Source organism: Streptomyces sp. NPDC050806, from assembly GCF_055586425.1.
Genome location: NZ_JBVJIF010000003.1, coordinates 275327 through 288197 on the forward strand (window position 1 = coordinate 275327; position 12871 = coordinate 288197).

Sequence of the window (12871 nt, forward strand, 5' to 3'; positions counted from 1 at the left end):
GTGAGTGACCCCACCGACGGCGACGCGCCGGCCGACCTGGATCTGAGCCCTGCGGAATGGGCCCTGTGGCAGTCGTACCGCAACGGCAGCACATGCGATCTGCGCACCGACGATCCGGCGCGCAACGATCCGCACGGCCGCCACACGTGGGGCGCCGAGCGCACGGTGCGTGCCCGGATCGTCGCGCTGCTCCTTCTGGACGGCCCGCCGGCCCAGCCCGGCCGGGTCTCCGCGCTGAAGCTGACCGGCGCCTACATCAGCGGTTCCCTCGACGTCGCGGGGGGCACGATCGAGCCATTTGTGGAACTGCGCGACTGCCGCTTCGAGCGCGAGGTCACGCTCCCCGAGAGCCGCTTCACGACGCTGCGGATGGTGAACTGCGCCATCCCCCGGCTGGAGGCGGCCCGCCTGCACACCGAGGGTGACCTGCACCTGCCGCGCTGTGTCGTCCAGAACGGCATCCGGCTCACCGACGCGCACATCGGCACGGACCTCATGCTCAACCAGGCCGTGGTGCACAAGGACCGGCGTGGCCGGTCCATCACCGCCGACGGCCTGACCGTGGCCCAGGACCTCCAGGCCGAGATGCTGGAGTCCTACGGCGAGCTGACGCTGCGCGGCGCGACCGTCGGCGTGTCGCTGAGCCTGCGCGGCAGCCGGCTGAGCAATCCGTACGGCCGCCGGGCGCTGAACGCCCCGCAGCTCACCGTCGAGCGCACGCTCTACCTCACCGCCGCCGGGCTCACCGGCTCGGTCGCCGGCAGCGCCACTCCCCCGTACGGCATCACCGCCACCCCGGCGCGCGGCACCCGCATGCAGCGATTCGAGTGCGAGGGCGGCATGCGGCTGGACGACGGCCGGTTCGGCGACGCCGTCGACCTGGACCAGGCCCGCTTCGTCCTGGAGTCCGACCAGGAGCTGTCGATGCGCCGCATCCAGACCCCTGAGCTGCGCTTCCTCGGCGAGCGTCCGCAGCGCGGCCGGGTCATCCTCTCCGGGGCGCGGGTGGTGAACCTGGTCGACAAGTCGACCAGCTGGCCCGGTCTGGGCGGCCTGTGGATGGCCGGTTTCGCGTACGAGACGCTGATCCCCCGCGGCCACTTCCCGCTCTCGCTGCGCCTCCAGTGGGTGGCGGCGGCCACCCCGGAGTACGCCCCCGAGCCGTACGAGATGCTCGCCGCGGCACTCCGCAGCAGCGGTGAGGACGCGGACGCGCGCGAGGTCCTCCTCGCCAAGCAGCGCAGACGCCGGGAGACGCTGCCCCTCGCGGGCAAGTCGTGGGGCTTCCTCCAGGACTGGACGGTGGCCTACGGATACCGGCCGGGCCGCGCCGCCGTGTGGATGGCCGTCCTGTGGGCGGTGGGCACGGTCTTCTTCTCGCAGAACCCGCCGCACGCCCTCAAGCCCGGCGAGACGCCCCTGTGGAACCCGTACCTGTACTCCCTCGACCTCCTGCTGCCCGTCATCGACCTCAACCAGGACAGTTACTGGCGGCCCGAGGGCGGCTCCCAGTGGGCGGCCGCGCTCATGATCCTGGCGGGCTGGGTACTGGCCACCACGGTCGCCGCCGGCGCCTCGCGGCTGCTGCGGCGCCAGTAATCCACGGGGCCGGGAAACACTCCTGTGACGCCCGGCCCCTCCCGGGACGCCGCCGACCATTTAGGCTTACGGGCTGTGACCTCCGTGCGCCTACCGCTCTTCCCGCTGAACTCGGTGCTGTTCCCGGGACTCGTGCTCCCGCTGAACGTGTTCGAGGCGCGGTACCGAGCACTGATGCGGGACCTGCTCGACCTCCCGGAGGACGAGCGCCGCTTTGGAGTCGTCGCGATCCGCGACGGGCGGGAGGTCGCCGCGACCGCCCCGGGCCTGCCCGACAGCACCGCCGTCCCCGAACAGGGCGCGGCGGCCGGCTTCGGTGACGACCCGCTGCGCGCCTTCCATCCGGTCGGCTGCATCGCGGACGCGGCGACGATCCAGGAGAAGAGCACGGCGGCGGGCCCGGCCCCCGAGGGCAGCGACGAGAACACCGCCTTCGAGGTGCTGACCACCGGCACCACCCGCTTCCGGCTGCTCTCCGTCGATGCCTCGGGGCCCTACCTCACCGGCGAGATCGAGCCGTTGGAGGAAGAGGAGGGCGACGGCGCGGGCGCGCTCGCCACCGGCGTGGAGCGGGCGTTCCGCATGTACCAGAAGAAGCTGGCCTGGGCGAACGAGCGCACGGTGACCAGCTCCCAGGAGCTGCCGGACGATCCGGCCGTCCTCTCCTACCTGGTGGCCGCGGCGACCGTGCTGGACGTCCCCCGCAAGCAGCAGCTCCTGGAGGCGCCCGACACCGCCAGCCGGCTCGCTCAGGAGCTGAAAATGCTGCGCCAGGAGACCGCGGTGATCGGTAAGCTCCCGTCGCTGCCGGCCGTGGACCTGACCCGGCAGCAGACCCACCCCAACTGACACGAGGCCGAGGCGTTGGCGAAGAAGTCCAGGAACGGCAAGCAGGGCGGCACCCCGGCGACGGTGGCCCTGACCGGCGCGGGCGTCCCCTTCACCACGCACGCCTACGAGCACGACCCGGCGGCGCCCTCGTACGGCGAGGAGGCCGCCGAGGCGCTGGGCGTCTCGCCCGACCAGGTCTTCAAGACGCTCGTGGCGGACATCGACGGCACGCTCACCGTGGCCGTCGTACCCGTCTCCGGCTCGCTGGACCTCAAGGCGCTGGCGGCGGCGGTGGGCGGCAAGCGCGCCGCGATGGCCGACCCCGCGCTCGCCGAGCGCACCACCGGCTACGTACGCGGCGGCATCTCCCCCTTGGGCCAGCGCAAGAAGCTCCGTACGGTCCTGGACGCCTCGGCCGAGGCCCTGGCGACGGTCTGCGTCTCGGCCGGCCGCCGCGGCCTGGAGATCGAGCTGTCGCCGAAGGACCTGGCGGCGCTCACCGGCGCCACGTTCGCGCCGATCGGCCGGGCCTGACCGGCCGGACCCCTTTACGCCTTCCCCGGCCGCGACTAGTACCCGTAGGGACCGACCGAGGAGGTCCCTGTGTCGAAGAAGACCCGCAAACGGAAGTGGCGCGTCAAGAAGGGCCGGGCCAACCACGGCCGTCGGCCGGCCTGACCAGCTGAGGACGGCGCTCCCGGGTGACCGGCACGCGTGGGCGGGTCACCCGGTACGTCAGTCCCGGGGCGGCTGCGGCGCGTTCCAGTCCGGCACGAACGGCTCCGGGTCGCGCGGGCCGAACGCCCCGGTCAGCAGGAGGTTGGCCAGCGCCGCCCCGATCGGCCAGGCCAGCAGCGCGCCCTTGGCCTGGAGCCGCAGCGGCGCGTCGAAGGCGATGCCCTTGCCGGCCGCCTTGGCCTGCGCGACCACGTCCTGATCCGGCCCGAGCAGCATGCCGATCCGCCAGGCGAGCACCGAGGCCAGCAGGCCGCCGGCCACCAGGGCCACCACGAGCGGCACGCCGCCGCGCCGCCGCCACAGGAAGACCAGCGCGGCGCTCAGCACGCCCAGGCCCAGCCCGAGCAGCAGGAACGTGCCGTCGGCGCCGATCGACTCCTCGCCCTCGGCGTTCTTCAGGTAGACGGCCTTGCCGTCCGAGATCAGCGGAACGTGCGGCGCCAGCCATGCCCACAGCACCCCGAACAGCGCCCCGCACACCGTCGTGACCAGCACGATCAGCACGGCCTCGCGCAGCTCGACGCGCAGGCCCGGGCCACCGTCCCCGTCAAGGGGGCGGGCGTCGGACCCGCCGTACTCCTGCGGGGACGTCGGCACGTGGTCCTCCTCGGTCGCGGGCCGGGCCCACGGGTCACGGGTGTCCCCCGGCTGCTGGTTCGACGGGCGGTCGGGCGGTGTCAGCGGTGCACTCACCCCGCCATCGTGCCAGGTCCCGGCTCTCCCACCGGCGGCAGGACGCTCCTCCGGGCCGGTCGCCCCGCTCCGCCCGGTCACCGTACTGCCGCCCGGCGGTACGCCCAGGTCGCCACGGACAGCGAGAGCACGCCGACGGCCGCGCACACGCCGAGGTCGACACCGATCAGCAGCCAGTCCGGGTGCGCGTCGAAGCTGTGCGCCAGCGCCTCCACGCCGTACGTGGAGGGCAGCAGGTCGCGCGCGTAGCCGATGACCGCGGGCAGCCGGCCGGCGGGCAGCACGCCGAGCAGCAGCGCCGCCGACATGCCCAGCTGGCCGAGGAGCGTGGCCAGCTCCTGGCGGGGCGCGAGCAGCCCGAGCGCGGCGCCCAGGCCGGACAGTGCCGCACCGGAGAGCGGGATGACGGCGACCAGTACCCAGAGGTTGGCCAGCGGCAGCTGGAAGAGGACGCTGCCGGCCACCGCGGTGACCACGGCGCCGGGGACGGTGAAGGAGGCGTACGCGCCGGCCGCGCCCAGCACCACGGCGGCGGGCGGCACCGGCAGCGTGGCGTAGTGGTCCAGGCCGCCGCAGGCCCGCAGCTGGCCGAAGTACTGCGCGAGCAGGTTGAGCGCCACGAACGCCACGACCAGCACGCTGGACCCGGCGACCACGGCCCGTGCCTCGTCGGGGCCGTCCGCCACACCGCGCATCAGGACCATGATCCCGACGGACTGGAAGGTGGCGACGAACAGCAGCGGGATGCGGGCCACCCGGGCCCGGGAGAGCTGTGCGCGGTAGACGGCGGCCAGCGCCGGGCGCAGTCGTGCGCGCGGCGCCAGTTCGGCCGCCGCCGGGACGTCGCGGGTCCCGGTACCGGCCCGCTTGCCGGTCACCGCCTCCGCAGGAACCACTGTCACGCCGCGCCGCTCCTCTTCCGTTCCGGCCGGGCCGCCCTCACGCCTTCACCAAGCCTTCCTCAGTCCGCCCGCCCAGGGCGAGGTAGACATCCTCCAGGCTGGGCGTGGCAAGGGTGAAATCGTCCAGCGCGGCGAACGCGGGGCCGCCGGTGACCGCGGCCACCGCGGCACGCGCCTCGTCCGGCGCCATCCGCAGCGTCCAGCGCCGGCCGCTCTGCCGCGCGTGCTCGCCGAGCCGGGCGACCTCGGGCACGTCCAGCGGCGGGCGGTCGCGCCAGACCAGTTCCACCCGTACCTCCTGGCCCACCAGTTCTTTCAGCCCGCCGGGCGTGTCGCAGGCGATGACCCGGCCGCGGTCGATCACCGCGACCCGGTCCAGCACGGTCTCCGCCTCGATGACGTTGTGGGTGACGAGCAGGACGGTGGCTCCGCGCTCGGCGCGCCGCCGGTCGACGGCCGCCCACACGGCACGCCGTGCGAGGGGGTCCATGCCGGTCGTCGGCTCGTCCAGGACGAGCAGCGGGCGTTCGCCCACGAGGACGGTGGCGAAGCAGGCCAGCCGCCGCTGTCCGCCGGAGAGCTTCTTCAGCGGCCGCCCGGCGAGGGAGCCGAGGTCCAGCTCGTCGAGGACGGCGTCCCGCTCGGCACGCGCGGCCCGGGTCTCCAGCCCGCGCAGCCGCCCGGTGGTCTCCACCGCGAGCGCCACGGTCATCTCGTCGAGCGCGGTGGTCTCCTGGCCGAGGTAGCCCAGCAGCCGGGCGGCGCGTTCGGGGTGGCGCACGATGTCGTGGCCCAGCACGCTCACGCTGCCGGAGTCCGGCCGCAGCAGGCCCGTGAGCTGGCGTACCAGGGTGGACTTGCCGGCGCCGTTGGGCCCCAGCAGTCCGAAGATCTCGCCGCGCCCGATGTCCAGCGCGATGCCGTCGCTGGCACGTACGGCGGGTACGTCGGGGGCGCCGCGGCGCCCGCGCACCGCGGGATACGTCTTGACCAGATCCCGCACGGCCACCACGGTCCCGCCGTCCGCGGCCCGTCGTGTGCCCGTCTGTGTGCCCGTCCTCACGAGGAACGAGGGTACGCGCCCGCCGCGGGCCCGCCGTCCGCGGGGCGTCCGGCGGGCGGCCCGTCAGTCGGCCGCGGGGGCGTGCTCGGCGGCCGTCCGCAGGTCGACCTCGCGCCAGAACCCGGCCCGGATGGCGTACCGGTCGTGCTCGTCGATCTGGTCGTCCTTGTGCGCCAGCAGTCCGAACCGGGCGGCGTAGCGCAGCAGCTCGCCGTCGATGCGGTGCGGGATGCGCGGGTACTCCGTGGAGAGCTGCTGGAGGTGTGCGGTGTCGCTGAGCCGTTCGGTCCAGCGGCGGGCGAAGACCTGGCCGACCTCGAAGGGGTCGCCGCCGACCGCGGTGATGTCCTCCTCGCGGTCGGCCCAGCGCTGCTCGGGGCTGGTCAGCTGGGCGAGGGTGGGCAGCGAGGCGGTCTCCGGGGGCTCGCCGACCGGCCCGCCGGTCCGTTCCATCCAGCCCTTGTCGGAGGACCAGCGCAGCGTCGCGGCGGCGGGCACCGGCGTGCCGGCGGGCGGCGTGGTGTGGTTCTTGCCGAGGCCCGCCAGGTCCTTGGGGGTGGGCACGCCCCTGCCGCCCGCGCCGGCCGCCGTCGCCTCCTCGTTCCGGTCCACCACGCAGGCACCGTCGGCGCCGGCCGGGGCCGCGGCCGCCGCGCCGTCGGGCGCGCCGGAGCGCGGGACGGGGCCCGGGCGGGCGGTGCCGTTGCGTTCGGGGCGGTCGCCGGGGTCCCGGTCGGCGGCGGAGGCGGCCGCGGCCGCGGCGACGGCGGACTCCGGGAGCGGCGCGGAGAGGATCGCGGCGATCTCGGTGCGCGGCACGGACGCCGGCGGGCAGACGCCGCTGATGTCCTTGGCGCGGACCGCGCGGGTGATCCAGGCGCGGTCCAGTACCCGGCGTTCGTCGGCCTCGGCGACCAGGTCCTCGGACTGGTTGTAGTCGCCGTCGGCGGCCTGGACGGCCCAGAGGTGCACGGCGACGCCGTGCTCCTTGGCGGACATCAGGCCGGGCAGCAGATCGCCGTCGCCGGTGACCAGGACGATGTCGGAACAGGCGCGGTTACGGGCCAGCTCGGTCAGCTCGGCGTGCATGGCGGCGTCCACGCCCTTCTGCGCCCAGCGGCCGTCGCTGCGGGTCAGGGCGCCCAGCCGTACCGTGACCCGGGGCATCACCCGCAGCCTGCGGTGCTCGGGCTGCGGCACCCGGTCGGGGGCGCCGTCGAACCAGTAGATGCGCAGCAGCTGCCGCTCGGTGTCGGCCTCCGCGCGCTCCCGCAGGCCCTGGATGAGGGCGGCGTGGTCGACGGTGATCCGGGACCGGGCGGGCTCGCCGGCCAGCAGGCTCGCGGCGGCGCCGAGCAAGTATCCGGCGTCCACCAGGACGACGCAGCGATCCACGTTGCACCCTCTTCCCTTGAGGTCCTGCAGTCCGGTCGCCCCCCGGCTCGGCCTGATGGCTGAGGTGTCTTCGGCTTTCTTCGAGTCTGCCCGACCGGGCGGGGGTTATCTGCCGGAACTCGATCATCGGCGTGGCGCTTTACGCCGTCGGCACCAGGATTCCGCCGCCGACACTCCGCCTCACCCAAGAGAATTGCCCGAAATGCAGCCTTTTGCCCGGCGTGTAACTCTGGCTTCGGCCCCGATCCCAGGATCCCCCCAGGAGGACGATCATGGCCAAGAACAAGAACCGTGACCGCAATCAGAAGGCCGCCGAACAGGCCGAGCGCGGGCAGCAGCAGGCCCAGCAGACGTCCATGGAGGCGCAGTCGAAGTCGTCCGCCCAGGCGAACCCGGGCGACGTCGCCCGCAAGCACCGGGAGCGCCGCTTCGGGCACAACTGACGCGGCCGCGGTGCGGCGGTAGCGCGACAGAAAGGGGCGCGCCCGGGAAAGATCCCGGGCGCGCCCCCGTACGTACGGTCCGCCGGCCGCTCAGCCGGTGAGGCAGGAGGCGCCGAGCAGCACCTTCAGATCGCCGAAGAGCGAGGGGTCGGCGGTGACGCGGTGCTTGTCCAGGCGCAGCACGGTCGTCTTCTGCGTGCCCTGGAGCCTGATCCGCACCTCCGTGGAGCCGCGGTGCTGGTTCAGCACGTCACCGAGCTTCTCGACCAGCGGCGGGGTGACCTTGAGCGTCGGGATGGTGATCGTCAGCGGCGCGTTCGTCCCGGCATCCGTGAGGTCGGGGATCATCATCTCCATCGCGACCAGGCGCGGGACGTCCTCGCGCTTGTCCAGACGGCCCTTGACGAAGACGATCGCGTCCTCGACGAGCTGGGTGGAGACCAGCTGGTAGGTGGCCGGGAAGAACATGCAGTCGATGGAGCCGGCCAGGTCCTCGACCGTGGCGATGGCCCAGGCGTTGCCCTGCTTGGTCATCTTGCGCTGGAGGCCCGAGATGATGCCGCCGATGGTGACGATCGAGCCGTCGGAGTAGTCGCCGCCGGTCAGCTGCGCGATCGCCGCGTCCGCCTTGTCGGACAGTACGTGCTCCAGGCCGAACAGCGGGTGGTCGGAGACGTACAGACCCAGCATTTCGCGCTCCTGCGCGAGCAGGTAGGTCTTGTCCCACTCCACGTCGGAGAACTCCACGTCCAGACCGAAGCCGGGGCCGCCGTCGTCCGCCTCGTCGCCCATCCCGCCGAAGAGGTCGAACTGCCCCTCGGCCTCCTTGCGCTTCACCTGCACGACGTTGTCGATCATCGTCTCGTAGTGCGCGGTGAGGCCCTTGCGGGTGTGGCCCATCTCGTCGAAGGCGCCGGCCTTGATCAGCGACTCGGTGGTGCGCTTGTTGCAGACCACGGCCTCGACCTTGTCGAGGTAGTCGGGGAAGGAGGAGAACTTCCCCTTGGCCTTGCGGCTGCGGATGATCGCCTCGACGACGTTCGTGCCGACGTTGCGGACGGCGGAGAGGCCGAAGAGGATCACGTCGTCGCCCTGCGCGGCGAAGTTCGCCTCGGACTCGTTGACGTTCGGCGGCAGGACCTTGATGCCCATCTTGCGGCACTCGTTCAGGTAGACCGCCGACTTGTCCTTGTCGTCGCGCACCGAGGTGAGCAGCGCGGACATGTACTCGGCCGGGTAGTTCGCCTTGAGGTAGGCGGTCCAGTACGTGACCAGGCCGTACGCGGAGGAGTGCGCCTTGTTGAACGCGTAGCCGGCGAACGGGACCAGCACGTCCCACAGCGCCTGGATCGCCTGGTCGGAGAAGCCGTTCTTCCGGGCGCCCGCCTGGAAGAGGACGAAGTTCTTCTCCAGCTCCTCGGGCTTCTTCTTGCCCATCACGCGGCGGAGGACGTCCGCCTCGCCCAGCGAATACCCGGCGACGATCTGGGCGGCCTTCTGGACCTGCTCCTGGTAGACGATCAGGCCGTAGGTGAGGCCCAGGACCTCCTTGAGCGGCTCCTCCAGCTCCGGGTGGATCGGCGTGATCTCCTGGCGGCCGTTCTTCCGCTCCGCGTAGTTGGTGTGGGAGTTCATGCCCATCGGGCCCGGCCGGTACAGGGCCGAGACGGCGGAAATGTCCTCGAAGTTGTCGGGCTGCATCTGGCGCAGCAGCGAACGCATCGGGCCACCGTCGAACTGGAAGACGCCGAGCGTGTCACCGCGGCAGAGCAGCTCATACGTCTTCGGGTCGTCGAGCGGGATCTCCAGGAGGTCCAGCGAGACGCCCTTGTTGGCCTCCACCATCTTCCGGGCGTCGTCCATGATGGTGAGGTTGCGCAGGCCCAGGAAGTCCATCTTCAGCAGGCCGAGCGACTCGCACTGCGGGTAGTCCCACTGCGTGATCGTCACGCCGTCGGTGTGCCGCGTCCACAGCGGGGCGTGGTCGACGATCGGCTCGCTGGACATGATCACGCCGGCCGCGTGCACGCCCATCTGCCGGACCAGGCCCTCGACGCCCTTGGCGGTGTCGATGACCTTCTTCACGTCCGGCTCGTTCTCGTACATCCCCCGGATCTCGCCCGCCTCGCTGTAGCGGGGGTGCTCGGGGTTGGTGATGCCGTCCAGGTCGATGCCCTTGCCGAGGACGTCGGCGGGCATGGCCTTGGTGAGGCGGTCACCCATCGCGTACGGGTAGCCCAGCACACGGGCCGAGTCCTTGATCGCGTTCTTCGCCTTGATCTTGCCGTACGTACCGATCATGGCGACCTTGTCGGCGCCGTACTTCTCGGTGACGTACCGGATCACCTCGACGCGCCGACGCTCGTCGAAGTCGATGTCGACATCGGGCATGGACACGCGCTCGGGGTTGAGGAACCGCTCGAAGATCAGCCCGTGCTCGATCGGGTCGAGGTCGGTGATGCCCATGGCGTACGCGACGATCGAGCCGGCCGCCGATCCTCGCCCCGGGCCCACCGCGATGCCGTTGTTCTTCGCCCACATGATGAAGTCCGCGACGACCAGGAAGTATCCCGGGAACCCCATCTGCAGGATGATGTCCATCTCGTACTCGGCCTGCCGCTGACGGTCGTCGGGGACGCCGCCGGGGAAGCGGCGGGCCATGCCCCGCCGGACCTCCTCCTTGAACCAGGTGACCTCGGTGAAGCCCTCGGGGATGTCGAACTTCGGCATCAGGTCGCGCTTCTCGAACATCCCGGTGGTGTCGATCATGTCGGCGATCAGCCGGGTGTTGTCGCAGCCCTGCTGCCACGCCTCGGAGGAGTCGATGGCGTACATCTCCTCCGTCGACTTCAGGTAGTAGCCGGTGCCGTCGAAGCGGAAGCGGTCCGGGTCCGAGAGGTTCTTGCCGGTCTGGATGCACAGCAGCGCGTCGTGCGCGGTCGCCTCGTGCGAGTAGGTGTAGTGCGAGTCGTTCGTGACCAGCGGGGGGATGCCGAGCTCCTTGCCGATCTTCAGCAGGTCCTCGCGCACCCGGCGCTCGATCTCGATGCCGTGGTCCATCAGCTCCAGGAAGTACCGGTCCTTGCCGAAGATGTCCTGGTACTCGGCGGCCGCCTTCTTGGCCTCCTCGTACTGACCGAGGCGGAGCCGGGTCTGCAGCTCACCGGAGGGGCAGCCGGTGGACGCGATCAGTCCCTCGGACCACTGGGAGATGGTCTCCTTGTCCATCCGCGGCCACTTCTGCAGCCAGCCCTCGGCGTAGGCGTCGGAGGTGAGCTTGAAGAGGTTGTGCAGGCCGGTCTTGTTCGCCGCCCAGATCGTCTTGTGGGTGTAACCACCGGAACCGGAGACGTCGTCGCGCTTCTGGTGCGGCTGGCCCCACTGGACCTTGCGCTTGAGCCGCCGGGACTCGGGCGCGACGTATGCCTCGATGCCGATGATCGGCGTCACGTCCGCCTTCTGCGCGGAATGGAAGAAGTCGTAGGCGCCGTGGAGGTTGCCGTGGTCGGACATGGCGACGTGCGTCATGCCCATTTCATTGGCGGCCTTGAACATGTCCTTGAGCCGCGCGGCACCGTCCAGCAGCGAGTACTGGGTGTGGACGTGCAGGTGCGTGAACGGCGGCTTGGCCACGGCGGAGGACCTCCGAAAGCTGTGGGCGGGAGTAAGTGGACGGTCTGGAAGTCTACGACTCCGGACCGACAATCGAGGCCGCCCCCGGGCACGCGCAGGTAGCCTCGCGCGTTGTCAGTCACGGAACATCCGTCCGAAAACAGATGGCCCCCGCACGGGCCCCAGGAGGCAGCAAGCGATGTCGACCCAGCACGTCCCGGCGCAGGACGCCGACCGGCGCGGCGAGGAGATACTCGCCGTCTTCGACACCGCTTTCGGGGAGCTGCTGGCCGCCGACCCCGCGGCCTTCCGTGTGAAGTTCCGCAAGATGGCCGCCTCCGCCTTCGCCTTCTACCGCGGCACGGCCTGCCTGTTCTACAAGGACCTGGAGCAGGGCAAGGACACCGGCCCGTACCTGGACGAGCGGACCTCCCGGGTGTGGATCCACGGCGATCTGCACGCGGAGAACTTCGGCACGTACATGGACGCCACCGGCCGGCTGATCTTCAACGTCAACGACTTCGACGAGGCCTACGTCGGCCCCTTCACCTGGGACCTCAAGCGCTTCGCCGCCTCCGTGGCGCTCATCGGGTACGCCAAGGCGCTCAGTGACGAGCAGATCACCGACCTGGTGCGCACCTACGCCGCCGCCTACCGGGAGCGCATCCACGCCCTGGCCGCCGGCGCCAAGGACGACGAGGTTCAGCCCTTCACCCTGGACACCGCCCAGGGCCCGCTGCTGGACGCGCTGCGCGACGCCCGCTCGCTCACCCGCTTCGCGCTGCTGGACTCGATGACGGAGATCCGCGAGTTCGAGCGGCGCTTCTCCCCCGGTGGCGGTGCCATCGAGCTGGACGCGGCGACCCGCTACAAGGTCCTCGCGGCGTTCGACGGCTATCTGGAGACGCTGCCGGAGTCCAGCCTCGCCCGCCCGGACTCCTACCGCGTCAAGGACGTCGTGGGGCGGCGCGGCATCGGCATCGGCTCGGCGGGGCTGCCCTCGTACAACATCCTGCTGGAGGGCAACAGCGACGCCCTGGAGAACGACGTCGTGATCTACATGAAGCAGGCGCAGACCCCGGCGGTCTCGCGGCACGTCACCGACCCCGAGGTGCGCGGCTACTTCCAGCACGAGGGGCACCGCACGGTGATCTCCCAGCGCGCCCTGCAGGCGCACGCCGACCCTTGGCTCGGCTGGACCGAGCTGGACGGCAGCGGCCAGCTGGTCGCCGAGGTCTCGCCGTACGCCGTGGACCTGGACTGGTCCGACATCGACGAGATCGACGAGATCGCGGCGGTCGTCGCCGACCTGGGCCGGGCGACGGCCGCGATGCACGCGGCGGCGGACGACGAGAGCGGCCACTCGCTCGTGCCGTTCTCCACGGAGCGCGCGATCGACGCGGCCATCGCCGCCGACGAGGCCGGCTTCGCCGAGCTGCTGGTGGACTTCGCGCACGGGTACGGCGCCCGGGCCCGCCGCGACCACCAGATCTTCGTCGACCTCTTCCGCAACGGCCGCATCCCGGGGCTGTGATCCACGGGGCCCGGCCGCCCCGGGCCCCGATTCACAGAACCCCCTTAAGCGGCGCTTACTC

General features: G+C 71.6%; 11 protein-coding genes. 6 read left to right on the plus strand and 5 right to left on the minus strand.

From position 1 onward, the window contains the following. The 4 genes from ACZ6WH_RS10560 (at nt 1) to ACZ6WH_RS10575 (ending at nt 3108) form a co-directional block, all read left to right on the plus strand. Nucleotides 1-1599 (plus strand): oxidoreductase, encoded by a 1599-nt coding sequence (locus ACZ6WH_RS10560; protein ID WP_362213836.1) that lies wholly within the window; start codon nt 1-3, stop codon nt 1597-1599. A gap of 75 nt (nt 1600-1674) precedes the next feature. Then, nucleotides 1675-2448: an LON peptidase substrate-binding domain-containing protein gene (locus ACZ6WH_RS10565; protein WP_469727506.1), complete on the plus strand. Its 774-nt coding sequence runs from the start codon at nt 1675-1677 to the stop codon at nt 2446-2448. Between the two features lie 15 nt (nt 2449-2463). Then, complete coding sequence (ybaK, locus tag ACZ6WH_RS10570) at nt 2464-2964, plus strand: Cys-tRNA(Pro) deacylase (protein ID WP_469727508.1); 501 nt, start codon at nt 2464-2466, stop codon at nt 2962-2964. 69 nt (nt 2965-3033) lie between these two features. After that, nucleotides 3034-3108, plus strand: a complete 75-nt coding sequence (locus ACZ6WH_RS10575; RefSeq protein WP_469727996.1) for a hypothetical protein — start codon at nt 3034-3036, stop codon at nt 3106-3108. A gap of 57 nt (nt 3109-3165) precedes the next feature. Here the strand turns inward: ACZ6WH_RS10575 and ACZ6WH_RS10580 are convergent, their stop codons facing one another. The 4 genes from ACZ6WH_RS10580 to ACZ6WH_RS10595 form a co-directional block, all read right to left on the minus strand. Further along, nucleotides 3166-3861, minus strand: coding sequence for a DUF2567 domain-containing protein (locus tag ACZ6WH_RS10580; protein WP_432853077.1), 696 nt, complete (start codon nt 3859-3861; stop codon nt 3166-3168). A 77-nt stretch (nt 3862-3938) separates the two neighbouring features. Continuing rightward, nucleotides 3939-4757 carry an ABC transporter permease gene (locus ACZ6WH_RS10585; RefSeq protein WP_432864255.1) on the minus strand — a complete coding sequence of 273 codons (819 nt, stop codon included), beginning with the start codon at nt 4755-4757 and terminating at the stop codon, nt 3939-3941. Nucleotides 4758-4800: 43 nt separating this feature from the next. Next, a complete protein-coding gene (locus ACZ6WH_RS10590) occupies nt 4801-5826 on the minus strand; it encodes an ABC transporter ATP-binding protein (RefSeq protein WP_469727510.1) in 1026 nt (341 codons plus the stop codon). 63 nt (nt 5827-5889) lie between these two features. Continuing rightward, on the minus strand, nt 5890-7221 hold the full coding sequence (locus ACZ6WH_RS10595; RefSeq protein WP_432853083.1) for an NYN domain-containing protein: 1332 nt from the start codon (nt 7219-7221) through the stop codon (nt 5890-5892). A 272-nt stretch (nt 7222-7493) separates the two neighbouring features. On the opposite strand from ACZ6WH_RS10595, the gene ACZ6WH_RS10600 reads away from it, so the two are divergent. Beyond that, entirely contained in the window at nt 7494-7664 is a 171-nt protein-coding gene (locus ACZ6WH_RS10600; RefSeq protein WP_469727512.1) for a hypothetical protein, read from the plus strand. Between the two features lie 90 nt (nt 7665-7754). Here the strand turns inward: ACZ6WH_RS10600 and dnaE are convergent, their stop codons facing one another. Further along, nucleotides 7755-11297 (minus strand): DNA polymerase III subunit alpha, encoded by a 3543-nt coding sequence (dnaE, locus tag ACZ6WH_RS10605; RefSeq protein WP_469727513.1) that lies wholly within the window; start codon nt 11295-11297, stop codon nt 7755-7757. Between the two features lie 178 nt (nt 11298-11475). On the opposite strand from dnaE, the gene ACZ6WH_RS10610 reads away from it, so the two are divergent. Next, nucleotides 11476-12810 carry a DUF2252 domain-containing protein gene (locus ACZ6WH_RS10610; protein ID WP_469727515.1) on the plus strand — a complete coding sequence of 445 codons (1335 nt, stop codon included), beginning with the start codon at nt 11476-11478 and terminating at the stop codon, nt 12808-12810. The last annotated feature ends 61 nt before the right edge of the window (nt 12811-12871 follow it).

What these genes read in the sequence shown, in the direction of transcription:
- ACZ6WH_RS10600 (WP_469727512.1), top strand. Translation starts at nt 7,494, where the DNA reads ATGGCCAAGAACAAGAACCGTGACCGCAATCAGAAGGCCGCCGAACAG.
- ACZ6WH_RS10610 (WP_469727515.1), top strand. Translation starts at nt 11,476, where the DNA reads ATGTCGACCCAGCACGTCCCGGCGCAGGACGCCGACCGGCGCGGCGAG.